Below are 23,640 nucleotides of genomic sequence, written 5' to 3'. Positions count from 1 at the left end.
GCGAGGTCGGGGGCCCGTCAGGCGGCGTGGGACGGCGGGGAAGATCGCCGCGGAGGGCCGAAAAAGCACTTCGAACGCGACGAACGAAGCCAACCCCCGAAACACACAAACCACTCAGGCAAATCAAGTTACACAAAAACAACGCCACCCCCCGGCGCGCGAACGAAGCCAAGCGCCGCCGGTGCCCATGGTCGAAAGGGACCTCGGGGGCTCGCCGTCCCCCGGCCGCCGATTGCTTCGGCGTCGCGCGGCGTCCTATGATTCATTGACGGCGTGACGGGCGGGAGCGTCCCGCGAAATCCGCGTCACGGATGCCTCCCGCGGCCGAATGCTAATATGGCGGGCCCATGCGCCGGGATCGACCCGCCGGATCGAGGCCGGGGCGATCACGGTCGGCGCGGCCGAGGCGGGCGGGGGACGCGGGCATGCTCGACAAGCTCCAGAACATCGTGGAGGTGAGGGCCGGCTCGCCGGCGGCGTCGCTGACGGCCGGGCTGATCAGCCTGTCGATCCACGCGCTGTTGCTGGTCGGCCTGGCCTTCGCGGGAGTCCAGGTCGTCGAGGAGACGCCGACGGAGTTCTCGTCGGAGGTCGTCGAGGCCGCCGAGCCCCGCGCGCTGGAGCCGCTCTCGAGCGACTCGACGTTCCAGGATCTCGACCAGGGCGACGACGAGCCGGTGATGGAGGCGTCCGGGTCGTTCGCGCCGCTGCTGGCGACGGCCAACACCCCCGGCGCGGCCTCGGCCGCGGTCGCCGCGAGGGACGACTCGTTCGCCGCGGCCGACTTCGGCCGTCGCGACGTGCAGCGGGTGGTCGACGTGGTCGCCCCCACGGCGACGACCCTGGGCGAGACCTTCTCCATCCAGGGGGACGGGGCCGAACACGTCGAGGGGGTTGAGGGGGCCGTCGACCGGGTGGCCGTGGAGATCGTCCGCCGCCTGGAGCGGGGCCGGACCCTCGTGGCCTGGGCGTTCGACGCCTCGCTCAGCCTGGCCGCGGAGCGCAAGCGGCTGGCCGAGCACATCGAGTCCGTCTACGCGCACATCGGCCAGCTCGACCGCGACCGGCTGGCGTCCGACGGCGGGCTGCTGACCTCGGTCGTCGGCTACGGGCGGGGCGTCCGGGCGATGACCCCCAGGCCGACCGACGACCTCGCCGCCATCCGCGAGGCCGTCGTCGCCGTCCCGCCCGACCCGACCGGCGACGAGAACACGTTCGGGGCGGTGGCCGAGATCGTCTCCAGGCTCGGCGGATTTAAGAACGACGACGGGGACGCGTACAACCTGATGGTGATCGTCGTCACCGACGAGGTCGGCAGCGACCAGGAGCGGCTGGAGCCGACGATCGCCCTGGCGCGCAAACGCGAGGTCCCGGTCTACGTCCTGGGCTCGCAATCCCTCTTCGGCAAGCCCGAGCGTCGGATGGACTACTACGACCCCGTCACCAAGTACCTCCACCGCGGCATCCGGGTGGACGCCGGGCCCGAGAGCGCCATGATCGAGCAGATCCGGCTGCCGTTCTGGTACGGCGGCCCCCAGTACGAGGAGGTCGAGTCGGGATTCGGCCCCTACGCGCTGAGTCGGCTGGCCGGCGCCACCGGCGGGATCTACTTCGTCGCCCGGTTCGACGAGGCCAAGATGGGGTTCGACGCCTCTCGGATGAAGGAATACCGGCCCGACTGGGGCCCGTTCCGGGAGTACGAGGCGGGCATCCGGCGCGACCCGCTGCGCCAGGCGGTGGTCAACGCCGCGCTCATCACGCAGCAGAACCTGCCGGGGATGCCGACGCTGCAGTTCCCGTCGCTGGACGCGCCGAACTTCAAGGACGTGCTCCAGGACAACCAGGTGATCGCCGAGCGGACGGCGTACACCGTGGACGAGGCGCTGGAGCCGATCTCGGCCGTCGCCAGGCTGCGAGACCGCGAGACCTCGCGGCGATGGCAGGCCCACTACGACCTGATCCGCGGCCGGCTGCTTGCCATGAAGGTCCGCTGCTACGAGTACAACTTCGCCTGCGCCCGGCTCGTGAAGGATCCGCCGAGGTTCAAGGATCCGAAATCGAACGCCTGGCGGCTGGTCCCCGACGGCGAGATCCGCTACAGCGAGAAGGCCGCCGCCGCCGCCAAGGAGGCCGAGGCGCTCCTCAAGAAGGTGGTGGACGAGCACCCCGCGACCCCCTGGGCCCTGCTGGCCGGGCGCGAGCTGCAGAACCCCCTGGGCTTCAAGTGGGTCGAGGCCTACGTCCCGCCGCCGAGGCCGGCCGAGGACTCCCCCGACAACCCCCGTCGTAAGACGAGGAAGGCCGAGGAAGCCAGGCCCCCAGAGCCGCCGAAGCTCTGATCCGCGCGCGGGAGGTTCCTCCCGGGGCCGGGACGGGCGATACTAGACACGTCATGACTCGCGGCGACGCGATCGTCGGCCGGACGCGCCAGGCTAGGGGAGGGCTCGCTCATCATGGAAAGTCGCTTCTCCGCGCCCTCGACGGACGACGCCCTCCCGCTCGACGGGCACGGCGACCTCGCGTCCCCCGACGTCCAGCGGACGCTGGTGGTGGAGGCGCCCGGCGCCGCCCTCGATCCCGTCGCGTTCGCCCCCCCCGCCCCCTCCCCTCCCCCCCCGCCTCCTCCGGCCGGGCCCCGGATCCAGAAGCTCCAGCCGAGGCGCCGCCGGAGGGTCCGGCTGGAGCACGTCCTGTCGGCGTGGAGCGTCTCGCTGCTGGTGCACCTGGCGATCTTCTCGGCGCTGGCGGCCTCGATCACCACCACGACGCCCGAGGCGCTCCCGATCGACTTCGACTCGGCCCTGGGGGGCTCCGAGCGAGCCATCGAGGAGACGCCGATCATGGACGACCCGCTGGACGCGCGGGCGGAGCGGCTGGAGCAGGCGTTCGCCATGGCCCCGCCGGATCCGACGCCCCTGGACGCCGACGAGCGGCCCGACATCGGCGGCGTGGTCATGACCGCCGGCGCGGCGCCCTCGGCCACGCCCAACGTCCGGGCCGCCGCCCGTGGCGGGGCCGAGGGGCGTTTCCTGGCCGGCGGGGAAATCCAGGGCCGCGGCGTCTCCAACTTCGCCGGCGTCCCCGCCGCGTTGTCGACCGACCTCTCGATCGACGGCTCGCTCGGGGGGGATCCCACGTTCGGCGTCTCGGAGATCGGCGACGCGCTGAACCAGCTCACCCGCGAGATCCTCCGCCACCTGGAGGACCACAAGGTCACGGTCGTCTGGCTGTTCGACCAGTCGGCCAGCATGAGGGACGACCAGCGCGCCATCGTCGACAAGTTCGACCGCGTCTCCTCCGAGCTGTCGCGGTACGTCGACCAGGAGAAGAAGGCCGCCGCGGCGCTGAACCACGCGATCGTCGGCTTCGGCAAGGGCCTCGACGTGGTGCTGGAGCGGCCCACCGCCGACGTGGAGGAGATCCGCCGGGCCATCACGAAGCTGAAGGTGGACGCCTCCGGCGAGGAGGGGACCATGACGGCCATCCGCGAGACCGTCGCCGCCTATTCCGGGCTCGCGGGCAAGGACCGCCGGCTCCTCCTGGTGCTGGTCACCGACGAGTCCGGCGACGACGGCGAGGAGGTCGAGGGGGCGCTGGAGATGCTGAAGAGGACGAAGACCGCCCTCTACGTCATCGGCCGGCAGGCGATCTTCGGCTACCCGTTCGCCCACCACCGCTACGTCGACCCGGTGACCAAGGACGTCTACCACCCGGTCATCCGCCGCGGCCCCGAGACCGCGGACGTCGAGTGCTTCCAGTGGGACGGCCTCTACGGCCGCTGGGACGAGCAGCCCTCCGGCTTCGGCCCGTGGGAGCTGGCGCGGCTGGCGAAGGAGTCCGGCGGCATCTACTTCCTCCTCCCCTCCGAGGAGTTCATGCGGATCAGCCAGCGCGAGAAGGCGTACAGCATCGAGGCGCTGAAGGAGTACATGCCCGAGTACATCTCGCGCGCCGCCTACGCCCAGCGCCGGGCCGAGTCCGACCTCCGCCGAACCCTGCACGCCCTGGTGACGGAGACCAAGGGGGTCGCCTACCGCCGCGAGTTCCCCATCGAGCCCCAGGCCCTCCGCGACGCGGCCCTGGAGCAGATCCCGATCGCCTCCGCTCGCCTGACCACGCTGGTGGCGATCCAGAAGCGGCTGGAGTCGCTGAGGACGCATCGCGACCGCGAGCCCGAGCGGCGCTGGCGGGCCCACTATGACCTGATGCTCGCGCAGACGGTCGCCTTCCAGATCAAGTCGTTCGAGTATCGCGCCCTGATGGAGTCGCTGGCGAAGAAGCCCCAGACGCCCACCAAGCGGCCGACGGCCGACCTCTCGATCGCCTTCGTCGTCGACCACTCCGACAAGCCGCTGGCCGCCGAGTCCGAGACCTCGGCGAAGTACGCCGAGGCGCGACGCCTGCTCAACGACGTCGTCGCCGAATACCCCGACACCCCCTGGGCCGACCTCGCCAAGTCGACCCTCGCCCGCGGCTTCAGCGTCGTCCTCAACCAGTGGGAGCACAGCCCCAAGTACAACGAGCGCGGCCAGTTCGTGCCGAAGTACTGACATGACGGGCCCGCGTTCCGCCGTGCTCGCGGGGCTTGCCGTCGCGCTGCTGGCGACGGGGCTCCGCGACCTCGCTTCGGGGACGTGAGGCCGGGTGTCGGCGGGGGTCGTTGAAGCCTGCGTCGGCCTCTCCTTCGCGGTGCTCGCCATGGCTTACGGCCTGCAAGCGGCCGGCGTCGACGTCGGCTCCATGTCGCGTCGGCCCCTCGCGCGGGGGCTGCTCCTCCCCTATCGAATCCTCGGGAGGGCGATGATCTTCCTCGCCGGGCTGCTGGGACGCGAACCGGCGCGGGACGTCCCGGCGGATGGGATCGTCCTGGGCCGGCTGCCGTTCGAGCGGGAGCGGGCCGCGCCGCGTCGCGAGGGGATCGACGCCGTGCTGTGCCTCTGCTGGGAATTCCCCGGCCTCGCCGCGGATGGGGGATTGGAGACGGCCCGCGTCGCGATGCTCGACGGTGCCCCGCCGACCCGCCGGCAACTTGACGAGGCGGTCGAACGGGTCGCCCGATGGCGAGCCGAGGGCCGATGCGTCCTCATCCACCGCGCCCAGGGCCACGGCCGGACCGCGACGGTCGCCGCCGCGAGCCTCGTCCGGCGGGGCGTCGCCTCCGACGCTCGCGCCGTCCTCGCCGCCGTCCGCGCCGCCCGGCCGAGAGCCAGGCCCTCGGCCGCCCAGACGGCGGCGCTGGAGCGATTCGTCGAGTCCCAGCGGGCGCGGTGAGGGACGGCGGTCAGGGGGAGTCGGGGGATGGGAGGGCGTCGGACGAGACGCCGGGCGGGGAGGTCGCCGCCCGATGCTCCCGATGCAGGCGTCGGAACGCCCCTGGCGGGGACCCGGTGGCCTGCCGGAACGCGGCGCTCAGGTATTCGGCGTGCGAGAAGCCCGAGCGCGCGGCGACGTCCGCCAGCCCGAGGTCGGTCTCGACCAGCAGCCGCTTGGCGAGCTTCAGCCGCGCGTCGGCGATGGAGCCGTGGACGGTCCGATCCAGGGTCGCGCGGAACCGCCGCTGGAGGACGCTGCGAGACGCGCCGACGTGGGCGGCCACGTCATCGACGCCGAGGTTGTAATGGATATTCTCGCGGATGAACCGGAGGGCCCTGGCCACCACCGGATCGCCGGCCTCCATCGTGACGTCGCTCGAGCGGCGGACGGCGACCTCCAGCGGCGAGATCTCCAGCCGTCGACACGCCGGACGCTTCCGGTCCATGAGGGAGTCCAGGAGGCGCGCCGCCTCGTAGCCGATCCGCCGACAATCGGGGATCACGCTGGAGAGCGACGGGCGGGCCAGCTCGCAGGCGAGCGTGTCGTTGTCGACCCCCACGACCGCCACGTCGTCGGGCACGAGGAGTCCGGCCCGGCGGCAGGCGTCCAGGACCTGGACGCCCACGAAGTCGTTGCACGCCATGACGCCCAGGGGGAAGGCTCTCGCCTTCAGCCACCGGGCGAGGCTCTCGGTCTCCGACTCCCAGGAGGCCTGCTGGTGGCCCCATGTCGCGGGGATGGCGGGGGCGTATTCGTAGCACCGCCGGCCCGCCGCGCGGGCGGCCTCGACGAACGCCTCGCGCCGGCGAGCCGACCAGCCGAAGTTCGCGTGGCCGACGTAGGCGAACCGCGTCAGCCCCTGGCCTAGCAGGTGCTCGAACGCCATCGCGGCGATGGCCCCATGATCGCTCTGGACGTTCGGCACGTCGGGGCCCAGTCCCTGGTCGTCGACGTTCACCGTGGGGATCCCGGAGCCGACGAGGACCCTCGCGAGCTGCGGCGACAGCCGCGCGATGATCCCGTCGCCCCGCCATTCGCCCAGCCAGGGGGGGGCGGGATCCTGCAGCGACCGATGCTCGAAATAGATCGACCAGGGCGTGGTCTCGCGGAGGTACTCGGCGATCCCGTGGACCATCTCGCGCCCGTAGGCCATCGATGTCTCGACGAGGACGGCCACGCGAGGCCCATCTCCCCGAGGCGTGGGGACAGCCATGGCACGCCTCCCTCTTTCCCAATCGCGGGAACGATCGCGGCTCCCCGACCCTCGCCGGTCGAGGAGCGATCGCGACCGAAATCCTTAGGTTTTCGCTCAATAATCACATGGTTCGCCAGTTATAAGATGTCCTATGATACCCATGCAAGGGGCGCCCGCCGCCACGACTACCTCTCCAAAGGCGGCGGCGACCTTCTTGGGAGAGACAAGCACATGAAGCGAAGGCAAGGATTCACGCTGATCGAGCTGCTCGTCGTCATCGCGATCATCGCCGTCCTGATCGCCCTGCTGCTGCCCGCCGTGCAGGCGGCCCGCGAGGCCGCGCGACGCAGCCAGTGTGTCAACAACCTCAAGCAGTTGGGCCTGGCGGTCCAGAACTACCATTCGTCGACGAACGCGCTGCCGGCCATGGTCACCTTCCTCGGCCCCGCCTACCTGACGAACGCGACCGGCCCCGGCTGGGGCTGGTGCGCCGGGTGGCCCATCGCCATCGCCTCCCACCTGGAGCAGCAGACGCTCTCCAACGCGTTCAACTTCAACATCCAGTCCGACCAGGAGGCGAATTACACCGTCGGCTACACCGCGGTGGCCAGCCTCCTGTGCCCCTCGGAGAGCCAGGCCCAGAGGCCGGCCCACCCCTGGGCTCCGCTCAGCTATCACGGCAACTGGGGCGGCCCCGGCGTGATCGATGCCTGGACCGGGACCATCGTCCCCAACGAGACGAACTTCCCCATGTCGTGGGGATGGCCGCCTCAGAACAAGGCCTATTTCGGCCTGCAGGCCGTGTCCGACGGGACCTCGAACACGGCGCTCTTCAGCGAAAAACTGCTCGGGCTGGCCGGCAACCCCGTCGTCAATCCGGGGGGCAGGAACGGCAATCGGGGGTATTACAAAATCGCCACCGCGGGGTACAACCTGCCGCCCAACATCGCGACCAACGAGGCCCTGACGTTCCTGAACGCCTGCAAGTCGGCCCCGTCGACGACGAACTCGTTCAACTCGGTGTCGAGCGGGGCCTACTGGACCTTCGGATATCCCTGGAACGTCGGCAACAACGCCTACATGCACTTCAATACGCCGAACGGCCTGTCGTGCATCGACTCGCAAGGCCATAACGACGGCGACAACGGCGGGATCAACGGCATCGTGACGGCGACGAGCAACCACTCCGGCGGCGTCAACGTCGGCTTCACCGACGGTTCGGTCAGGTTCGTCAAGGACTCCATCGCCGTCGCGACATGGTGGGCGCTGGGCACGCGGAACGGCGGCGAGGTGATCAGTTCCGACGCCTATTGATCGATCCGCCCACGGGGATCCGCGCGGGCCGGCGGCCGATGGGCCGGCCCGCGCGGCAAAAGCCGAGCGCCGCCGGCGACGGCGGAGGAGATGGTGCCAGATGAGTTTGATTTCCGCGAAGTGGACGGCGGCCCTGGCGGTGACTTCGGTCCTCGCGCTTGGCCTGGCGGGCTGTGGCGATGAGTTGCGCGATTCGCCCGACAGCACCCCCTACGTCGCCCCGCCGCCGCCCGGCGAGATGAAGCCGCCTCCCAAACAGAAGAAAGGACGCCCCAGGTCCGGCGTCCCGTTGAGCCTCCACCCCGCCGAGACCTCGGTCCCCGGCGGGCCTACGACCCCGGCCTGAGCACGTACTCCAGGAACGCGTCGATCCGGGCGTTGGACTCGTCGCTCGGCTCGTGGGCCGGGCGGTTGGTCATGGCGACGCCGGGCGGCGCGTCCAGGAGGTCGGCGACGGCGCGGACGTGATTCAGGGGCCGCCAGCGCTCCGGGGGATCCTCGGCGCCGCCGCTGACCAGGAACGGCCGGGGGGGCATCAGCGCGAGAAGCTCGTGCAGGTCGCGGCCGTCGGCGACCATCCTGGCGTAAGCGCCGGTCCGGGGGTTCTCGGGGGTGATCAGCCCCCGCTCTCGTTTGCGGCCGGGCTCCCAGCCCAGGTACCAGGGCTCCCAGTAGTTGACGTTCGGCCGGGCATCGTCGAAGACGATCCCCGGGTCGGACCAGACGCCGCAGGCGAAGCGGTCGTCCAGGCAGGCGGCGAACATCGCCCACTTGCCGCCGTAGGAGTGTCCCATCACGCCGATCCGCTCCGGGTCGATCTCGGGAAGCGCCCGCATGGCCGTCAGGGCGTTGGACGCGACGTGCGCCAGGTACGCCAGCGGCTGCATCGGCGGATCCCAGGCCGACGGCTCCAGCGGGCGCGGGTCGAAGCCGATGGACAGGGCGGCGATCCCGCGCTCGGCGAGGCGGCGGGCGAAGTCCCGGCGCGGCTTCGTCCCCAGGCCGACGGCCGTCTCGGGCTCGTAGAAGACGACCAGCATCGCCGGGTGCGGGCCGGGTCCGTCGGGGATCAGCAGATAGCCCGGCGTCGTCCGGTCGGCCGCGACCTCGACCCGGACCTCGCGCCTGGCGTAGGTCCCGACGCGTTCCTCGCCCAGCGTCTCGAACCGGGGCCGCTCGATCAACGGCCGCTCGCCGACGCGGCCTCGCCAGTCTTGCAGGATCTCGCGCCGGCGCTCGGCCCATTCGGCGGGCGTCCTGGCGACGCGTCCGTCGGCGAACATCAGCGGGGAGCGATACGTCCCCAGATCCTCGGCCAGCCGCGCGGGGGGCTGGAAGGCGTCGGCGATCGAGGCGGGCGGCGGTTCCTCGGCCCGGAGCGAGGCCGTCGCGAGGAGCAGCGGGAGGACGAGGCGGGTCGGGCTCATCGGGCGAACCTCCGGATCAGGGCCCCCGGCAGGCCGATCTCCGCGACGGTCACGTCGCCGGTGTAATCCGACGCGCCGGGGGCGTCGAAGCCGAGCTTGCGGGCGGCGAAGGTGACGGTGGCCCTCGCGCGGACGGCCGCGGCCAGCGGCCGGCCCGAGTCGGCGTCCAGGCCCGAGGGGAGGTCGAGCGCCAGGACCGGCCGGCCCGAGCGGTTCACCGCCTCGATCGCGTCGCGGATCGGCCCCTCCACCGGCCGGGTCAGCCCGGTGCCTAGCAGGCCGTCGACGACCCAGCCGGCCGCGGCGATCCGGGCGTCGAGGCCCGTCGCGTCGGCGACGGCCTCCTGGGGGATCCCGGAGCGTTCCAGGATCTCCCACTGGGCTCGGGCGTCGCCGCGGAGCTTCGCGGGGTCGGCGAGCCAGACGACCGACACGTCCCAGCCGCGGGCTTCCAGGTGGCGGGCGACGACGCCGCCGTCGCCGCCGTTGTTCCCCGGGCCGCAGAGGATCAACACCCGGGGGGGAGGCACGCCGGCCAGCTCGACCAGCCGATCGGCGGCGGCCCGGCCGGCGTTCTCCATGAGGACGAGGGTCGGCAGGCCGTACTCGTCGGCGGCCAGGACGTCCAGGCTCCGGACCTCCTCGCGCGACAGCGGGCGGCATTCGGGGACGGCGGGCACGGGCGACCTCCGTTGACAGGACTCGCGGGCTCTTCGAAACTACATGAATCATCCCCGATGCGAAACCGAGGAGTTCACGCCATGCCCCTCTATGAGTACCGCTGCGAGCCCTGCGACCACCCCTTCGAAGCCCTGGTCCGCAACGGGTCGGACGTCGTCCGCTGCCCGAAGTGCGACGGCGTCGAGGTCGCCAAGCAGTTCAGCGTCCCCGCCGCGCCCCCGTCCGGCACGCTCGGCTACGCGCCCGTCTCGGCCCCCGGCCTGTCGATGGGCGGCGGTTGCGCCAGGCCCGGCTGCGGCCCCGGCGGCTGCGCCATGAACTGACCCCGCCGGGCTTGAGCCGAATCGCCTCCGATTTACCCACCGCGCCAGGCGCGACCGTCGCCGACGTCAAGCCCCCCCCCGCCTTAACGTCGGCGCGCCCTTCGACTTACCGCAACCGGCCCGCCTTCGCCCGGCGCATCCGGCGCACCTGGCGCATTGCCGCGCCTTTCGCCGATCCACCCTCTCTCCGTCTTTGACAGGCTCCCGCGCAGGGCGCATATCTTCCTGGCTGACGAGGAAACCTGTCCCGCCTGCGGGGCCGGCGAAGCCTGGGAAGCCATTGACGGAGAGCGAAGGGCGTCGGGCTTCGTGGAAGTCCCGGCGGCGATAGGGACGTCGAAGGCGGGGGGCGCGATCATGGCGGGGGCGACCGGGAAGTCGAAGGGAATCGAGCGGCAGGCGGCGGCGCCCCGGGCGGATCGGACGGCGGACGCCTTCGCGATGGAAGGCGCCCTGCGGGATGCCGTGGCCGAGCGGATCGGCGAGAATCGCTTCGGCCTTTGGTTCGGCGAGGGGGTGCGGCTGGGGGTCGTCGGCGACGGCGCGGCGGTCGAGGTGGTCGCCCCGAACGCCTTCTTCCGCGACCGGATCAAGACCGGCTTCGCCGCCAACGTGGCCGAGGCCGTCGCCGAGGTGATCGGCCGGGCGCTGCCGGTCTCCTACCAGGTCCAGGACGACGCCCATCCGCTCCCCGAGGCCGACGCCCCGGCCGAGGGCCCGGACGCCGACGGTCGTCGGCCCCGCGCCGCCGGCGACAAGGCCGCGCCGGCCAGCCGCCCGACGATGGACCAGCCCCGGCCGACGCCCGCGCCGGGGGCGCCCGGCTCCGCCCGCGTCCTGCGGAAGCTGGACGACTTCGTGGTCGGGCCGGGGTCGCAGCTCGGCTACGCCGCGGCCCGCGAGATGGTCCGCTCGGGGGGCCGGTCGTTCAACCCGCTGTTCATCCACGGCGGGGTCGGGCTGGGCAAGACCCACATGCTCGAAGGGATCGCGCTGGGGCTGCGGCAGGCCCACCCGGGCCTGAACGTCATGCACGTCACGGCCGAGTCGTTCACGAACGGGTTCCTGGAGGCGATGCGGACCTCCTCGCTCTCCGGCTTCCGGGGCAGGCACCGCAACGTCGGGGCGATCGTCGTGGACGACGTCCACTTCCTGGCCTCGAAGCGGGCGACGCAGGAGGAGTTCCTCCACACGTTCAACGCCCTCGCCGAGCGCGGGGCGGCGATCATCCTGGCGTCCGACCAGCACCCGCGGAAGATCGCCAAGCTGACCGACGAGCTGGCGACGCGGTTCCTCGGCGGCATGGTGGTCAAGCTGGAGTCCCCCGACGTGGAGACCCGCAAGGCCATCGTCCGGTCCAAGGGGAAGCTGCGGGGCGTCGACGTGCCGGAGCCGGTGGTCGACTTCATCGCCCAGAACGTCAAGTCGAGCGTCCGCGAGCTGGAAGGGGCGCTCCAGAGCGTGCTGGCCCACGCCTCGCTGATGGGGCGGCCGGTCGGGATGGCGGTGGCGAAGACGGCGCTCCGCGAGACGATCCGCTGCACGGTGCAGTCGGTGGCGCTCCGCGACGTCGAGAAGGCGGTCTGCCAGTTCTTCCAGCTCGACGCCGACGGGCTCAAGTCCGACAGCCGCGTCCGGACGCTGGCCTACCCCCGGATGCTGGCGATGTACCTGGCCCGGAAGCACGCCGGCGCCAGCTACAGCGAGATCGGCCGTTACTTCGGCGGGCGGAACCACTCCACCGTCATGTCGGCCGAGAAGAAGGTCGTCGGCTGGCTCAAGAACGACGCTCGCGACCCGCTCCTGCCCGGATTCGACAATGTCATCGACATCCTCGCCGACCTTGAATCGAACCTCGGCGCCGCGTGAAGGGGGGCCGCCCCCCTCGCGCCCCCTGCCCCGCCATCCTCCTAACCACGGGGCTCAATCCTCCTGGGAGGCATCGGGGATGTCGTACTCGAAGTCATGGAAGTGCCGGCCCTCCTCGATCGTGATCCCCATGCGGCCGGTGATCCCGGCCAGTTCGCCGGCGCCGGAATCGGGGACGACGGTGATCGAGAGGCTGGGAGCCCCTCGGTCCATGACCCCTTGATGCTGGATGGCGAAGCTCCCGGAGCGCCCCGCGAGCGTCCCCGTCACCCGCTCCATCAGCATCTCCCCCCGGCCGACCCGCCGCGATTGCGCTTCTCGATCGACCGCCGCTGGGAGCCCCGCCTCCCTCGCCGCCTCGCCCGGCTCATGGGTCGTCAACGTCACCTCGAATTCGCCTCGGATCCGCGTCGGCATGGCTGGGCTCCTCCCTGGTCCCGTGGCAATTCCGGGAGACCATGTCCCGGCGAGAGGCGCGTGGCAATGGGAAGCATCCGGGCGACGCGATCGGCCTGGGCGGAGTTGGCTTCGTTCGTCATCTCGCCGCTCGCCGAACTTCGATGTTATCGTTGTAGTGGTCATAGCTTAGGCCGAAATCCGGTTGGCTTCGTTCGTCAAGAACGATTGCGTTTCCTCCGACGATCGCGGCCTTCAAGAGACATCATCACGGCCTTCCCCCCTGGAGGGGGAAGGTGGCCCGAAGGGCCGGATGAGGGGGGATGAGCACGACAGCTACTGGGGTTCGAAGGGCCCTTCCCCGGCCATCGGCCTTGCCCCAAGGTCCCGAATCCCGAAGCCTCGCGGGCAAGCTCCCCCTCATCTGACCGCTTCGCGGTCTGTCTTCCCCCTCCAGGGGGGAAGATCGTCATTCATACTGACCTTGCCCCCTGGCGGGGAGAATGTCGCGAGATTGTCCGTGGGCCTGGGCTCCCGCGCGGCCCGCGCCCTTTGCCCTGGGTCGAGGCTCCTGGCGTCGCGACGGCTCGCCTCGTCTCCGCTTCCGAATTGTCAAGGAGCGATGGGACGATCAACACGCCCGCATGATCACGGGGCAAGGTCGGGCGATTTCATGAATCCTGGAAGATTTTCGCCGACCCCTGGCGTGGCCTCCTCGGTCCGGCGGCGACGGGGCGGATACAATGGTGGCGTCCTCATGGGGCGGGACGACGAGCGTGGAGGCGTCGATGGCTTCGAGTGACCTCCAGATCGAACGTTGTCCGGAGCAAGACCGCGCGCCGGCGATGGAGATCGTGTATCGCGACCTGGGACGTCGGATGCGCGAGGCGCTGGCGAAGGAGGCGTTCGCGGACCATCGGGCCGGGCGGGTCGACCTCTCGGGGCTCTGGGTCGCGCGTCGAGGGGCGGGCGGCAAGCTCGTCGGGGCGATCCTCACCCAGGCGCTGGCGGGCCGGGCCACGGCCCTTTGGCCCCCGCGGACGACCGCGATCTGGGACCGCGCCGAGGTGGCCGCGACGCTGGTGCGCGGGACGCTGGAGGGCCTGCGCGAGGGGGGCGTGGCGATCGCGCAGGCGGTCCTCCACGCGGCGGCCGACCCCCGGGGCGCGGCGGACCTGGCACGCGGCGGGATGCCCCACGTCACCGACCTGATCTATCTGCGCCGGCCGACGGCCGCCCCGCCCCCGTCGCGGCCGGCGACCGTCCGGTTCGACTGGCGGGGCGTGGACGAGGCGGGCGATCGGGCGCTGCGCGACGTGTTGAAGGCCACCTACGCCGGCAGCCTGGACATGCCCGAGATCGAGGGGGCGCGGTCGCTCGACGACGTGCTGGAGGGGCACCAAGGCGCGCCGGGGCATCGGCCGGGGCTGTGGCGGGTGGGGACGGTGCCGGGCGAGCCCGACGCCGCGGCCGTGCTCCTCATGGCCGCGACGCCGGGCCGCGACGCCTGGGAGGTGATCTATCTCGGCCTGACCCCCGCCGCGCGCGGCCGAGGGCTCGGCGTGCAGGCCGTCGCCCACGCGCTGGAGCTGGCCCGCCCCGAGGCCGCGGCCGTCGAGCTGGCCGTCGACGCGCGCAACACCCCGGCGGCCAAGCTCTACCGCGCCACCGGGTTCGTCCCCATCGACCGCCGAGCCGTCCACCTGGCGGTCCTGTCGCGGCGGGGTGGCGAGAGCGCGTCGTGAATTGGAGCGACAACCCCGGCCGCTACTCCTCCCGTCCCGCGACCTTGTCCCGCGGCCCCGACACGCGGAGGATCTGGGCCACGGAATCGCAGCCGCCGGCGGTCGGAGAGTCGGTCGAGATGGCGGCCACGGCCTCGAACAGCGGCTGCGCGTCGATGCCCGCCCCGGCCGCCTGTTCGTACAGATTGATCACCATCTGGCCGGTTTCGCGGTAATCCAGGCCGCAGTTCTCGATGGACACCGCGGCGAGCGCCAGTCGCAGCGTCGGCACGGCGTCCGGGCCCGTGATTTCCCGGGTCAGTCGAGAGACGAGCTCGTGCATCGCCCAGAAGTTGCCGTCCTGCCGGGCGGCGATGGCGGCCCTTATGGCGGCCCTGCCGTCGGCATCGCTCTCCAGGTACACGCCGCAGAGCCGTTCGAGGAGCCGTTGCGTCTCCGCCTGCCGCTCGGGGGTCGCCGGGCCGGGCTCGTCGAGCACCCGCGCGACCTCGCTCAGGAGGTTCGTGATCGTCGCGTCCATCGCGCTGCCCCGTCATGGACACCGCCGTTCCGCGCCCCGACGTCGAGCCCGGCGGGCCGACCCGTCGGCGCGGGGCCCGTGCGAATCGCCGAGCCGACGTGTCCTGGCCGGCAGGCGGCGTGCCACCGTCCTCGGAAACGACGCCGGGCGTCCGGGGCCATGATCGGCCCGGGACGCCCGGGGGTCGCGTTGCTGCTAGGCTCGTTCCGCGGCTCGGCTCAATACTTGGAGCCCTTGAGCGGCGGGCCGGTGCCGTGCGTCGGCAGGTAGTACAGGTCGGTCGGGATGCGGTCGCCCGGCCGCCAGTAGCCGAGGTCGTACTGCGACTCCCAGGGGGGATCGACGACCAGGGCGTAGGGGAGCGTCAGGAGCTGGAAGGCGAACTGGCCCACCGAGGCGGCCGGCTGGAGGATCTGGTTTCGCTGGGTGCTCTGCGAGGGCTTGTCGACCGGATAGGTAAAGAACCTGCCGCCGGGGCCCATGTAGTTCTCGACGCTGTGGCCGTAGCGCTCCAGCATGGGGTCCTGGAAGTAGAGCGGCAGGTGGCAGGTGGCGGCGGCGGCCCAGTACTTGCGCTGGGGGCTCCATTCCCGGGCGCCCAGCGGGACCCAGTCCTCGGGGACGGGCACGGCGCTGATGGGGCGGGCCTCGGCCGGGCTGGGAGCGCGGCTGATGTCGATCTGGGTCTGCATCCGGGTGTCGGAGATCGAGTCGTCGAGCGAGTCGACGCCGCCCATGCCCTCCTCGGGCAGCGCCGGGGGCGTCTCGCCGGCGACCCGGTCGCGGGTGGCCTGTTCCTGGGCGGCGGCCATCTCCTCGACCCGTCGCTCAAGGTCGGGGGAGAGGGTCGACGTCGGCGCGGCCCGGCTGGGGATGAAGCCGGACCCGGCGGTCCTCCCCGGGGTGGGCGCCAGGTTGGGGAGCCGGGCCGGGGCCGGGGCCGGGGCGGGTGCCTCGACGGCGGCCGGTGCGGGCATGGGCTCGCCGGCCGCCGGGGCGGGCTCCTCGAAGTCGTCGAGATCGGCGCCGATTTCGACCGGCTCCCGATCGGAGGCGGGTTCCTCGTCGTCGACCGGCTCGGGGGCCGGCGCCGGCGCCGGGACGGGCAGGGGCTGGACCTCGGGCCGGGGCGCGAGGGCCGCGGCCGGGGCCGACTCGGCGGGGATTTCCGCCGGCAGCTCGGGCAGGGTCGTGACTTCCGGCGGCAGGCCGGGCAGGTCCGAGTCGACTTCCGCGGGGGCCTCGGTCAGCTCGGCGGGGAGCGCCGGCAGGTCGAGGGCCGGGTCGTCCAGGTCCGCGTCGTCGAGCGCCATGGGCTCGGGCTCGTCGGCCGGCGCGAGGGTCGCGGCGTCGGGGAGCGTCGGGGCCTCGGGCTCGTCGGCCTCCTCGGCCGGGGGAGCCTCGCGGGGCGCGGGGGGAGTCGGGGCCTTCGCCGCGACGGGCTCGCTAGCGATCTCGTCGGGGAGTTCGAGTTGGATCGGGGCCGGCGCCGGGGCCGAGGGATCCGGCTCCGGGGCGCCGACGGGGGCGTTCCTGGACAGCGCGACGGCCGGGTCGGCGGCCGGCGTGGGCTCCAGGCTGGGGAGCGACGGGGGGAGGTCGACGGCCGGGAACGGCGGGAGGCCGGCCTCGACGGGCTCGGCCGCCCCGATCGGGACGACCGGAGGCGCGGTCGGGGCCTCGTCGATGGCTTCCGGCGCCGGGGCCAGCGTCGGGGCCGGCTCCCGCGCCGGGGCGTCTCCCGCGAGGTCGGGGTCGAGGTCGAAGGCGGGGGCCTCCGGGATCTCGGGGAGCGAGGACGGGGCCGAGGCGATCCGCGAGGGGGACCGGCCCTCCGGTGGCGCGGGGGCCTCGGCGCCGGCGAGGCGGATCGGCTCGGGGGTGTCTTCCCCCTCGGTGGCGACGGCGGGGCGGGCCTTCCTCGACTTCGACGCGACGGCCGGATCGGCCTCGGCCGGCGCGAAGCCGCCGGAGCGGAGCGTCCGCTGGCTCACCGCGTAGGGCCTCTCCGAGCCGATCGACTCGCGGGTGCCGCGCTGGGCGCGGTCGATGGCCTGCTTGAGCTTGGTCCGCTCGGGCTCGTTCAGCTCGGCCTGGCGCCGCTCCGCCTCGCGGAGATACCGAAGCGCCCGCTCGAACTCCTGGTAATCGATGTAGTCCAGGCCGTTGCGCAGGAGGTGCCGGGCGCCCCGCGCGGCGGCCATGCCGAAGCCGGCGTCGGACTCGGCGGACGTGGACACGTCCCGAGCCGGCGGCGACTGCTGGGCCGAGACCGTCGGGGCCGCGAGGACGGCCCCGAGGATCGTCGTGGTCAATGCCGAGGTAGTGCGACGCAAGCCACGCCTCCTTGCTTTCCTGGAACGCGCAACGCCGGGGCGAAGGGCCCCCGCGTCGGCTCGTCAACGGACCCCGGCCGACGGCTCCTCGCCTTCGGATCGGCCCGGGTCGGGTCGGAACCCGTCGATGCGGCGTCCCCCGCGAATCCTTCGCGGGGGGAGGCGTCGCGGCGCGGGTCGATCCCCGCCGCGCGACGCCCGTGATTTCGAGAAGGGACGAGATCGGATCAGGTCGGGTCGGGGTCGGGGTCGGATGGGACCCGCGAGACTTCAAATGGACGACGTGATGGGGCGTCTTCCCGACGCCCCGGCGAGCCCCCGCGGGACGGCCTCAGCCCGAGGACCGGCCGCCTTCGGACTCGCCGCTGTAGCTGCTGTAATTGGGGGCCTCCTGCGTGATGGCGATGTCGTGCGGGTGGCCCTCGAGGATCGACGCCGAGGTCACCTGGATGAACCGGCTCTTGGTCCTGAGGTCCTCGATGGTCCTGGTCCCGCAGTATCCCATCCCGGCCCGCAGGCCCCCCACCAGCTGGAAGACGAAGTCGGACAGCGGGCCCTTGTAGGGCACGCGGCCCTCCACCCCCTCGGGGACGAGCTTCTGGGGCGCGGCGGCCTTGCCCTCGGCCGGCCTCGCGGCCTCCTGGCGGTAGCGCTCGTGGGAGCCGTGGGCCATGGCGCCGAGCGAGCCCATGCCGCGGTACGCCTTGAAGCTCCGGCCGCGGTAGAGGATCATGTCGCCGGGGCTCTCGGCCAGGCCGGCGAACAGGCCGCCGATCATGACGCAGTGCGCCCCCGCGGCGATCGCCTTGGTGATGTCGCCGGAGTAGCGGATGCCGCCGTCGGCGATGATCGGCGTCGACGCCCCCACGGCCTTGGCCGCCGAGGCGATGGCCGTCACCTGCGGCACCCCCACGCCCGAGACCACGCGCGTCGTGCAGATCGAGCCCGGCCCGATCCCCACCTTCACCGCGTCGGCCCCGGCGTCGGCCAGGGCCTTGGCCCCCTCGGCGGTCGCCACGTTCCCCGCCACCACCGCGATCTCGAACTCCTGCTTGATCTTCCGCACCGTCTCCACGACGTTCCGGCTGTGCCCGTGCGCCGAGTCCACCACCAGCAGGTCCACGTCCGCGTCCAGGAGCGACGCGATCCGCTCGTAATCGTGCACGCCGACCGCCGCGCCGACCCGCAGCCGGCCCCGGGCGTCCTTGCAGGCGTTGGGGTAGCGGTGCAGCTTGTCGATGTCCTTGATGGTGATGAGGCCCTTCAGTCGATACTCATCGTCCACCAGCAGGAGTTTCTCGACCTTATTCTTCATCAAGATGCGGTCGGCCTCCTCCAGCGAGGTGTCGGCCGGCGCCGTGACGAGGTTCTCCTTCGTCATCACCTCCTCGATCCGGAGGTCGTTCGACTCCAGGAACCGCAGGTCGCGGCGCGTGAGGATCCCCCGCAGCTTCCCCCCCGCGGTGATCGGCACGCCGGAGATGTTGTGCCCGGACATGATGTGTCGCGCCTCGCCGACGGTGGCGTCGGGCGGGAGCGTGATCGGGTCGACGATGATGCCGTTCTCGGACCGCTTCACCTTGTCGACCTCGCGCGTCTGCTGCTCGATCGACAGGTTCTTGTGGATGACCCCGAGGCCCCCCTCCTGGGCCAGCGCGATGGCCAGCTCGGCCTCCGTCACCGTGTCCATGGGGGACGACATGATCGGGATGTTCAGCGCGATCCTCGAGGTGAGGTTCGTGCGGACGTCGGCCTCGCGGGGGAGGAGGTCGGAGTATCCCGGTTCGAGCAGGACGTCGTCGAAGGTGATGCCTTGGTAGGCGATGCGGTCGTGCATCGGGAAAAGCTCCGGGGCAGCCCGACCGCCAGGCCGAACACATCACACGACGTGACGCGATCTCGAACGATCGACGGTGACCGAATGGACGGGACGTGGTGAGGTCGGGCCCGGGGCGTCGATCGAGGTCGGGGGGTTCTGGTGCCTTTCCTTCGACATTAAACCCGAGCCAGGATGGATCGGCAAGGTCAACCGCGCCGGTTCCGCCGCCAGTACCGGCGGGCCGGCCGCCGCCCTTCACGCGAGCGCCGCCGATATCCCCGCGAAGCGACGCCCCCTGGTCCGGAAGAGCCAGGCGACTCCGATCCACGCCAACCTCCCCCCGCCCAGCGAGCGGGGGGCGACCGACGCCCACAAACACGAAAAAGGCCCCGGAACCTCGACTCGGGTCCCGGGGCCTGAAGATAACCATCCCTCCCCGGCTCGCCGGAGGGTTGGAAAAGAGCGGGCGAGGGGATTCGAACCCCTGACGTCCAGCTTGGGAAGCTACCCTCCCCGACGCTTGATCCCGTCCCGAAAGCTCTTCGAAACCTAGACTTACCGCCTGGCGGCGAGATGTGCAAGGGCAAGCAACCTGGAACATTCCGCGCTTGTAAATCAGGCCCTCGTCGAGGGGTGGCGTGGAATTCCACGAGTTCCACGCCACCGCCGACTCCGCGCCCGGGCGGAAGGTTGAACGACCGGCCCCCCTCGGCCCGAATTGAAGTTCATCATCATAGGAGTTACGCGATAGTCGGTATCCGGTGGAGCGGCCGGTTCCGGTAGGCGCGCACGGCGTGGTGGACGACGGCGGCCTTGGTTTCGTACCAGCCGGCCCCGGTGGCGTGGAAGCTCCACGACAGCCGGGCGAACGCCCGGATCGCCATCCCGATATGGTTCCGCCGCGCGCGGGCGGCTCTCGCCTGGCATCGCTCGACGTTGCAGCACTGCTTCAACGCCCGATGGTACTCCTCCACGGCCCAGCACCGCTCGCCCAGCGCCTGGCGGCCCAGATCGTCCATCGCGAGGTCGTTGGTCGCCCAGTATTCAACGTCCCCGCCTCGGGAGACCGCCTTGAACACGCGGAGCGGGCCGAACCCCTCCACATGGACGACGGCCCCTCCGTCGCCGATCGCCAGCCCCGAGACCGGCCGGCAGCCGGCGCGGTCGAGGCCGACGCGGCGATTGGACTTCGGCTGGGAGAGGAAGGTCCAGCCCAGGCCGCGAATCCGCTTGAGGTTCGCGAGGCTGGCGTACTAGGCTATGTCTGATGGGAAGGCCGCCCGCTATGCTATGCCCTCGCAACAACTTGCGAGGAGTCGCATGGCGAAACGACACGAGCTGACCGATCCTCAGTGGGATCTCATAGCCGACCTCTTCCCCAGCCATGGCCGTGGCGGGCGGTGGTCCGATCACCGTACCGTCGTCAACGGCGTCCCGTGGCGGCTCCGCACGGGGGCGCCGTGGCGGGACCTGCCCGAGAGGTACGGCCCGTGGCGGACCGTCTACCATCGCTTCAACGCCATGCGGCGTGACGGCCTCCTGGGCCGGATGCTCGAACGCCTCCAGGCCCGGCTCAACTCCGGGGGCCTGATCGACCCGGAGCTATGGTGCATCGACGGCACCGTCATCCGGGCGGCCCGGGCCGCCGCAGGGGCCGTGGCCGCCCCGGAAAAAAAGTAGCGGACGAGCCGGCCGACCACGCCTTGGGCCGCTCACGGGGCGGCTTCGGCACCAAGATCCACCTGGTCAGCGACGGCCGGGGCGTCCCGCTGGCGGCGGTCGTCACGCCCGGGCAGCGGCACGAGTCGACGCAGTTCGAGGCCGTGCTGGGGCGGGTCCGGCTGCGGGGACGCTGAGGACGGCCCCGCAGCCGCCCGGTCCGGTTGGCCGGCGACAAGGGATACAGCTACCCCCGCATCCGGCGGTGGCTGGCGCGCCACGGCGTCAAGGCGGTCATACCCCGCCGCAAGGACCAGGGGCCGGACGACGGGCGGGTGCGGTTCGACGACCAGATATATCGCCGTCGGTCGGTCGTGGAGCAATGCGTCGGCTGGTTGAAGGAGTGTCGGGCGGTCGCCACGCGCTTCGACAAGCTGGCGGTCAACTACCTGGCCACGGTGCAATGGGCCATGGTGCAGCGATACTTGCGACTGTTGACGGCATGAGCCCGTCCATCAGACAGAGCCTAGTCGCTCTCAGTGTGGGCTCGCAGGCCAGCGATGTCGCTCTCCAATTGCTGAAAGAGGGGAAGTGAATGGGAGACCCATCGGATCGTCGTCGATTCGCCCACACTCTGGCGGGCTTCGACGTGGAGCATTGGCAGCCCCTGATCCGCCACCTCGAAGGCGTGGCGAAGCTGGCGGCGGGGCATGCGGCCGCCTTCGACTCACGGGAGTGGGGGAGGCTGGCGGGGCTCTGGCACGACCTGGGGAAGTACGCCGACGACTTCCAGGCCTATCTCATGTGCTCGGCCCCCGATCCGGGCGTCGTCGACGCGTCGGTCGTCGACGGCGCGCGGGGGCGCGTCGACCACTCGACGGCCGGGGCGGTCCGCGTCCTTGATCTCTGCGGCGGCCGCCTCACGCGGGAGGGCAAGATGCCCGCAGCCGAAGCGGCCCTGGCGATGGTGATCGCCGGCCACCACGGGGGGCTGCCGGGAAGGCTGACCTTCGAAGCTGATCGGCTGAATAAGCCCGAGAGGCGAGCCCGCCTGGATGCGGCCCGTCGCGACGGCGGCCCCGAAATCGACGCGCTGCTCGACCTCGGCTTGCCAGCCCCCCCCGCGATGCTGCGGCCGGGAGAGTCGGGGGGACGGACCGATCGTGATGAGCTGAAACGCGAGTCAGCCCTGCGCCACGAATTCTGGACCCGCATGCTCTTCTCCGCCCTGATCGACGCCGATCGGCTCGACACCGAGCGGTTCATGGATCGCGAGAAATGGGCGGTCCGCGAGGCGGCCCGGCCCGGGGTTGATATCCTGGAAAACCTCCGCGAGCGGGTCGATCGGCACCTCGAAACGGTCGCATCGGCGTCGAGGGCGAATTCGGGCGGACTGTCGGTCGAGGCCCGTTCGCGTGCCGAGGCGGTGCTCGGCCTCCGAGCCGGCGTACTCGCGGCCTGCCGTCGAGCCGCCGCGCGGGAACCAGGACGCCACTCGCTGACCGTGCCGACCGGCGGGGGGAAGACACTCGCGGCCTTGGCCTTCGGCCTCGACCACGCGATCCGCCACGGGCTGCGGCGGGTGATCGTCGTGATCCCGTTTACGAGCATCATCGACCAGACGGCCAAGGTCTATCGCGAGGCTTTCGGAGGACTGGCCGACGCGCTGGTCGAGCACCACAGCAACCTCGACCCCTCTTGGGAGACTTACGAGAATCGCCTGGCGTCGGAGAACTGGGAGGCACCGGTGATCGTGACGACCAGCGTCCAGTTCTTCGAGAGCCTCTTCTCGGCGCGAGGGACCGCAGCGCGCAAGCTGCACAACATCGCCCGGAGCGTCGTCGTCTTCGACGAGGTCCAGGCGCTGCCGCACCATCTTCGGACGCCGATCTTCGACTCCCTCAACCGGCTCGTCGACCACTACGGCGTCTCGTCCCTTTTCTGCACGGCGACCCAGCCGGCGCTGGACCTGGCGAGGAGCAACCGGCAGCCGTTCCCGAACCTCCCCGGGGTGGTCGAGGTCGTCGACGACGTGCAGGCCGGCTTCGCCGCCGTCGCGGGTAGGGTCGAGGTCGACTTCTCGCGAGCTCTTACGCCGATGGCCTGGGAAGAGTTGGCGGCCGAGTTGATAGACCATCATCCCCGCGTCCTGGCGATCGTCCAGCGTCGCGACGACGCGCGCGACCTCTGCCGGCTCCTGCCGACCGGCACGTTCCACCTGTCGGCCTTGATGTGCGCGGCGCATCGCCGCGACGTGCTGGCGCGGATCGCCGAGGCGTTGAAGGAAGGCGGGCCGTGCCGGGTGGTCAGTACGACGCTCGTCGAGGCGGGTGTCGACCTGGACTTCCCGGTAGTCTACCGCGACCTCGGGGGCGTCGACGCCCTGGCCCAGGCGGCCGGCCGGTGCAACCGCGAGGGGAGGCTGGCCGACGAGCGAGGGCGACCGATCCCAGGCCGGTTGATCGTCTTCCGGTCCCCATCCGACCCGCCGCCCGGCCTGAAGCTCGGCGCGGAGACGACCGCGAGCCTTTTGGCGGAACAACAGGGCTGGCTCGACCTCTTCGACCCCGCGACCTACCGCGTCTACTTCTCCCGCTACCTTGACGACGTCACCCCCGACTCGCCCGACGTCATGGGGGCACGCTGCGATCGCGACTTCCCCGAGACCCAGAAGCGATTCCGCATGATTGAAGACCAGGCTCGGGCCTCGATCGTCGTCCCTTACGGCGAAGCCGACCGTCGGATCGAGGCATACCGCGTCGCGCCTGGCCGCTCCACGCTCCGCGCCCTTCAACCCTATGTCGTGGACGTCCCGCAATCGCACTTCGCGGTCCTGCTCCGCGGAGGAGTCGTCGAGACGATCCATGAGCAGGTCCATCGGCTCCGCCCCGTCGGCCCCGACCAGTATCACCGGACTTTAGGCCTGGACGTCCGCGGCATCTCGCCCGGGTCGCCCGGGGACTGGATCGCATAGGCTGCGGATTTCCTGTTAGGGAGGCAAGCTGCATCCCGTTCGGGTGCTAGGGTTCCCGCAGGACACTTG

17 protein-coding genes and 1 pseudogene are annotated in these 23,640 nt (G+C 71.5%); 10 read left to right on the top strand and 8 right to left on the bottom strand.

Annotation, left to right across the window (positions count from 1 at the left end):
• Positions 1-425: 425 nt before the first annotated feature.
• The 3 genes from WG209_RS22880 (at position 426) to WG209_RS22870 (ending at position 5,271) form a co-directional block, all read left to right on the top strand.
• Entirely contained in the window at positions 426-2,339 is a 1,914-nt protein-coding gene (locus WG209_RS22880) for a vWA domain-containing protein (RefSeq protein ID WP_337177420.1), read from the top strand.
• Positions 2,340-2,453: 114 nt separating this feature from the next.
• A complete protein-coding gene (locus WG209_RS22875; RefSeq protein WP_337177419.1) occupies positions 2,454-4,550 on the top strand; it encodes a vWA domain-containing protein in 2,097 nt (698 codons plus the stop codon).
• Between the two features lie 94 nt (positions 4,551-4,644).
• Positions 4,645-5,271, top strand: coding sequence for a hypothetical protein (locus WG209_RS22870; RefSeq protein ID WP_337177418.1), 627 nt, complete (start codon positions 4,645-4,647; stop codon positions 5,269-5,271).
• 10 nt (positions 5,272-5,281) lie between these two features.
• Here the strand turns inward: WG209_RS22870 and WG209_RS22865 are convergent, their stop codons facing one another.
• Complete coding sequence (locus WG209_RS22865; protein ID WP_337177417.1) at positions 5,282-6,490, bottom strand: DNA-binding transcriptional regulator; 1,209 nt, start codon at positions 6,488-6,490, stop codon at positions 5,282-5,284.
• Positions 6,491-6,739: 249 nt separating this feature from the next.
• Between WG209_RS22865 and WG209_RS22860 the strand changes: the two genes are divergently transcribed.
• On the top strand, positions 6,740-7,822 hold the full coding sequence (locus WG209_RS22860; RefSeq protein WP_337177416.1) for a DUF1559 domain-containing protein: 1,083 nt from the start codon (positions 6,740-6,742) through the stop codon (positions 7,820-7,822).
• A 100-nt stretch (positions 7,823-7,922) separates the two neighbouring features.
• Entirely contained in the window at positions 7,923-8,168 is a 246-nt protein-coding gene (locus tag WG209_RS22855) for a hypothetical protein (protein ID WP_337177415.1), read from the top strand.
• Here WG209_RS22855 and WG209_RS22850 read toward each other — a convergent pair.
• Positions 8,152-9,249: a prolyl oligopeptidase family serine peptidase gene (locus WG209_RS22850; RefSeq protein WP_337177414.1), complete on the bottom strand. Its 1,098-nt coding sequence runs from the start codon at positions 9,247-9,249 to the stop codon at positions 8,152-8,154. The genes WG209_RS22855 and WG209_RS22850 overlap by 17 nt on opposite strands.
• On the bottom strand, positions 9,246-9,929 hold the full coding sequence (locus WG209_RS22845; protein WP_337177413.1) for an NAD(P)H-hydrate epimerase: 684 nt from the start codon (positions 9,927-9,929) through the stop codon (positions 9,246-9,248). The genes WG209_RS22850 and WG209_RS22845 overlap by 4 nt, the downstream gene beginning before the upstream one ends.
• A gap of 81 nt (positions 9,930-10,010) precedes the next feature.
• Between WG209_RS22845 and WG209_RS22840 the strand changes: the two genes are divergently transcribed.
• The gene (locus WG209_RS22840) at positions 10,011-10,253 is read left to right on the top strand and encodes a zinc ribbon domain-containing protein (protein WP_337177412.1); all 243 of its coding nucleotides are present in this window, start codon (positions 10,011-10,013) and stop codon (positions 10,251-10,253) included.
• Between the two features lie 357 nt (positions 10,254-10,610).
• Positions 10,611-12,122: a chromosomal replication initiator protein DnaA gene (gene dnaA, locus WG209_RS22835; RefSeq protein WP_337177411.1), complete on the top strand. Its 1,512-nt coding sequence runs from the start codon at positions 10,611-10,613 to the stop codon at positions 12,120-12,122.
• Between the two features lie 54 nt (positions 12,123-12,176).
• Here dnaA and WG209_RS22830 read toward each other — a convergent pair whose 3' ends face one another.
• Positions 12,177-12,539 (bottom strand): DUF3224 domain-containing protein, encoded by a 363-nt coding sequence (locus WG209_RS22830; protein WP_337177410.1) that lies wholly within the window; start codon positions 12,537-12,539, stop codon positions 12,177-12,179.
• A gap of 767 nt (positions 12,540-13,306) precedes the next feature.
• On the opposite strand from WG209_RS22830, the gene WG209_RS22825 reads away from it, so the two are divergent.
• Positions 13,307-14,263: a GNAT family N-acetyltransferase gene (locus WG209_RS22825; protein ID WP_337177409.1), complete on the top strand. Its 957-nt coding sequence runs from the start codon at positions 13,307-13,309 to the stop codon at positions 14,261-14,263.
• 22 nt (positions 14,264-14,285) lie between these two features.
• Here the strand turns inward: WG209_RS22825 and WG209_RS22820 are convergent, their stop codons facing one another.
• The 4 genes from WG209_RS22820 to WG209_RS22805 form a co-directional block, all read right to left on the bottom strand.
• Entirely contained in the window at positions 14,286-14,783 is a 498-nt protein-coding gene (locus tag WG209_RS22820; RefSeq protein WP_337177408.1) for a hypothetical protein, read from the bottom strand.
• A 218-nt stretch (positions 14,784-15,001) separates the two neighbouring features.
• Entirely contained in the window at positions 15,002-17,119 is a 2,118-nt protein-coding gene (locus WG209_RS22815; protein WP_337177407.1) for a hypothetical protein, read from the bottom strand.
• Positions 17,120-17,450: 331 nt separating this feature from the next.
• A complete protein-coding gene (guaB, locus tag WG209_RS22810; protein WP_337177406.1) occupies positions 17,451-18,956 on the bottom strand; it encodes an IMP dehydrogenase in 1,506 nt (501 codons plus the stop codon).
• Between the two features lie 722 nt (positions 18,957-19,678).
• Positions 19,679-20,041 carry a hypothetical protein gene (locus WG209_RS22805; protein WP_337177405.1) on the bottom strand — a complete coding sequence of 121 codons (363 nt, stop codon included), beginning with the start codon at positions 20,039-20,041 and terminating at the stop codon, positions 19,679-19,681.
• Positions 20,042-20,258: 217 nt separating this feature from the next.
• On the opposite strand from WG209_RS22805, the pseudogene WG209_RS22800 reads away from it, so the two are divergent.
• Positions 20,259-21,103 (top strand): annotated as a pseudogene (locus tag WG209_RS22800) (IS5 family transposase).
• 89 nt (positions 21,104-21,192) lie between these two features.
• Positions 21,193-23,571 carry a CRISPR-associated endonuclease Cas3'' gene (locus WG209_RS22795; protein WP_337177404.1) on the top strand — a complete coding sequence of 793 codons (2,379 nt, stop codon included), beginning with the start codon at positions 21,193-21,195 and terminating at the stop codon, positions 23,569-23,571.
• Positions 23,572-23,640: the final 69 nt, after the last annotated feature.

It is taken from the genome of Paludisphaera sp. (assembly GCF_037189885.1).
GTDB lineage: Bacteria > Planctomycetota > Planctomycetia > Isosphaerales > Isosphaeraceae > Paludisphaera.
Note: the sequence above shows the minus strand (reverse complement) of the source record. Positions and strands in the feature narration are given on the sequence as shown.

What these genes read in the sequence shown, in the direction of transcription:
- WG209_RS22880 (WP_337177420.1), top strand. Translation starts at nt 426, where the DNA reads ATGCTCGACAAGCTCCAGAACATCGTGGAGGTGAGGGCCGGCTCGCCG.
- WG209_RS22875 (WP_337177419.1), top strand. Translation starts at nt 2,454, where the DNA reads ATGGAAAGTCGCTTCTCCGCGCCCTCGACGGACGACGCCCTCCCGCTC.
- WG209_RS22860 (WP_337177416.1), top strand. Translation starts at nt 6,740, where the DNA reads ATGAAGCGAAGGCAAGGATTCACGCTGATCGAGCTGCTCGTCGTCATC.
- WG209_RS22855 (WP_337177415.1), top strand. Translation starts at nt 7,923, where the DNA reads ATGAGTTTGATTTCCGCGAAGTGGACGGCGGCCCTGGCGGTGACTTCG.
- WG209_RS22850 (WP_337177414.1), bottom strand. Translation starts at nt 9,249, where the DNA reads ATGAGCCCGACCCGCCTCGTCCTCCCGCTGCTCCTCGCGACGGCCTCG.
- WG209_RS22840 (WP_337177412.1), top strand. Translation starts at nt 10,011, where the DNA reads ATGCCCCTCTATGAGTACCGCTGCGAGCCCTGCGACCACCCCTTCGAA.
- dnaA (WP_337177411.1), top strand. Translation starts at nt 10,611, where the DNA reads ATGGCGGGGGCGACCGGGAAGTCGAAGGGAATCGAGCGGCAGGCGGCG.
- WG209_RS22830 (WP_337177410.1), bottom strand. Translation starts at nt 12,539, where the DNA reads ATGCCGACGCGGATCCGAGGCGAATTCGAGGTGACGTTGACGACCCAT.
- WG209_RS22825 (WP_337177409.1), top strand. Translation starts at nt 13,307, where the DNA reads ATGGCTTCGAGTGACCTCCAGATCGAACGTTGTCCGGAGCAAGACCGC.
- WG209_RS22820 (WP_337177408.1), bottom strand. Translation starts at nt 14,783, where the DNA reads ATGGACGCGACGATCACGAACCTCCTGAGCGAGGTCGCGCGGGTGCTC.
- guaB (WP_337177406.1), bottom strand. Translation starts at nt 18,956, where the DNA reads ATGCACGACCGCATCGCCTACCAAGGCATCACCTTCGACGACGTCCTG.
- WG209_RS22795 (WP_337177404.1), top strand. Translation starts at nt 21,193, where the DNA reads ATGGGAGACCCATCGGATCGTCGTCGATTCGCCCACACTCTGGCGGGC.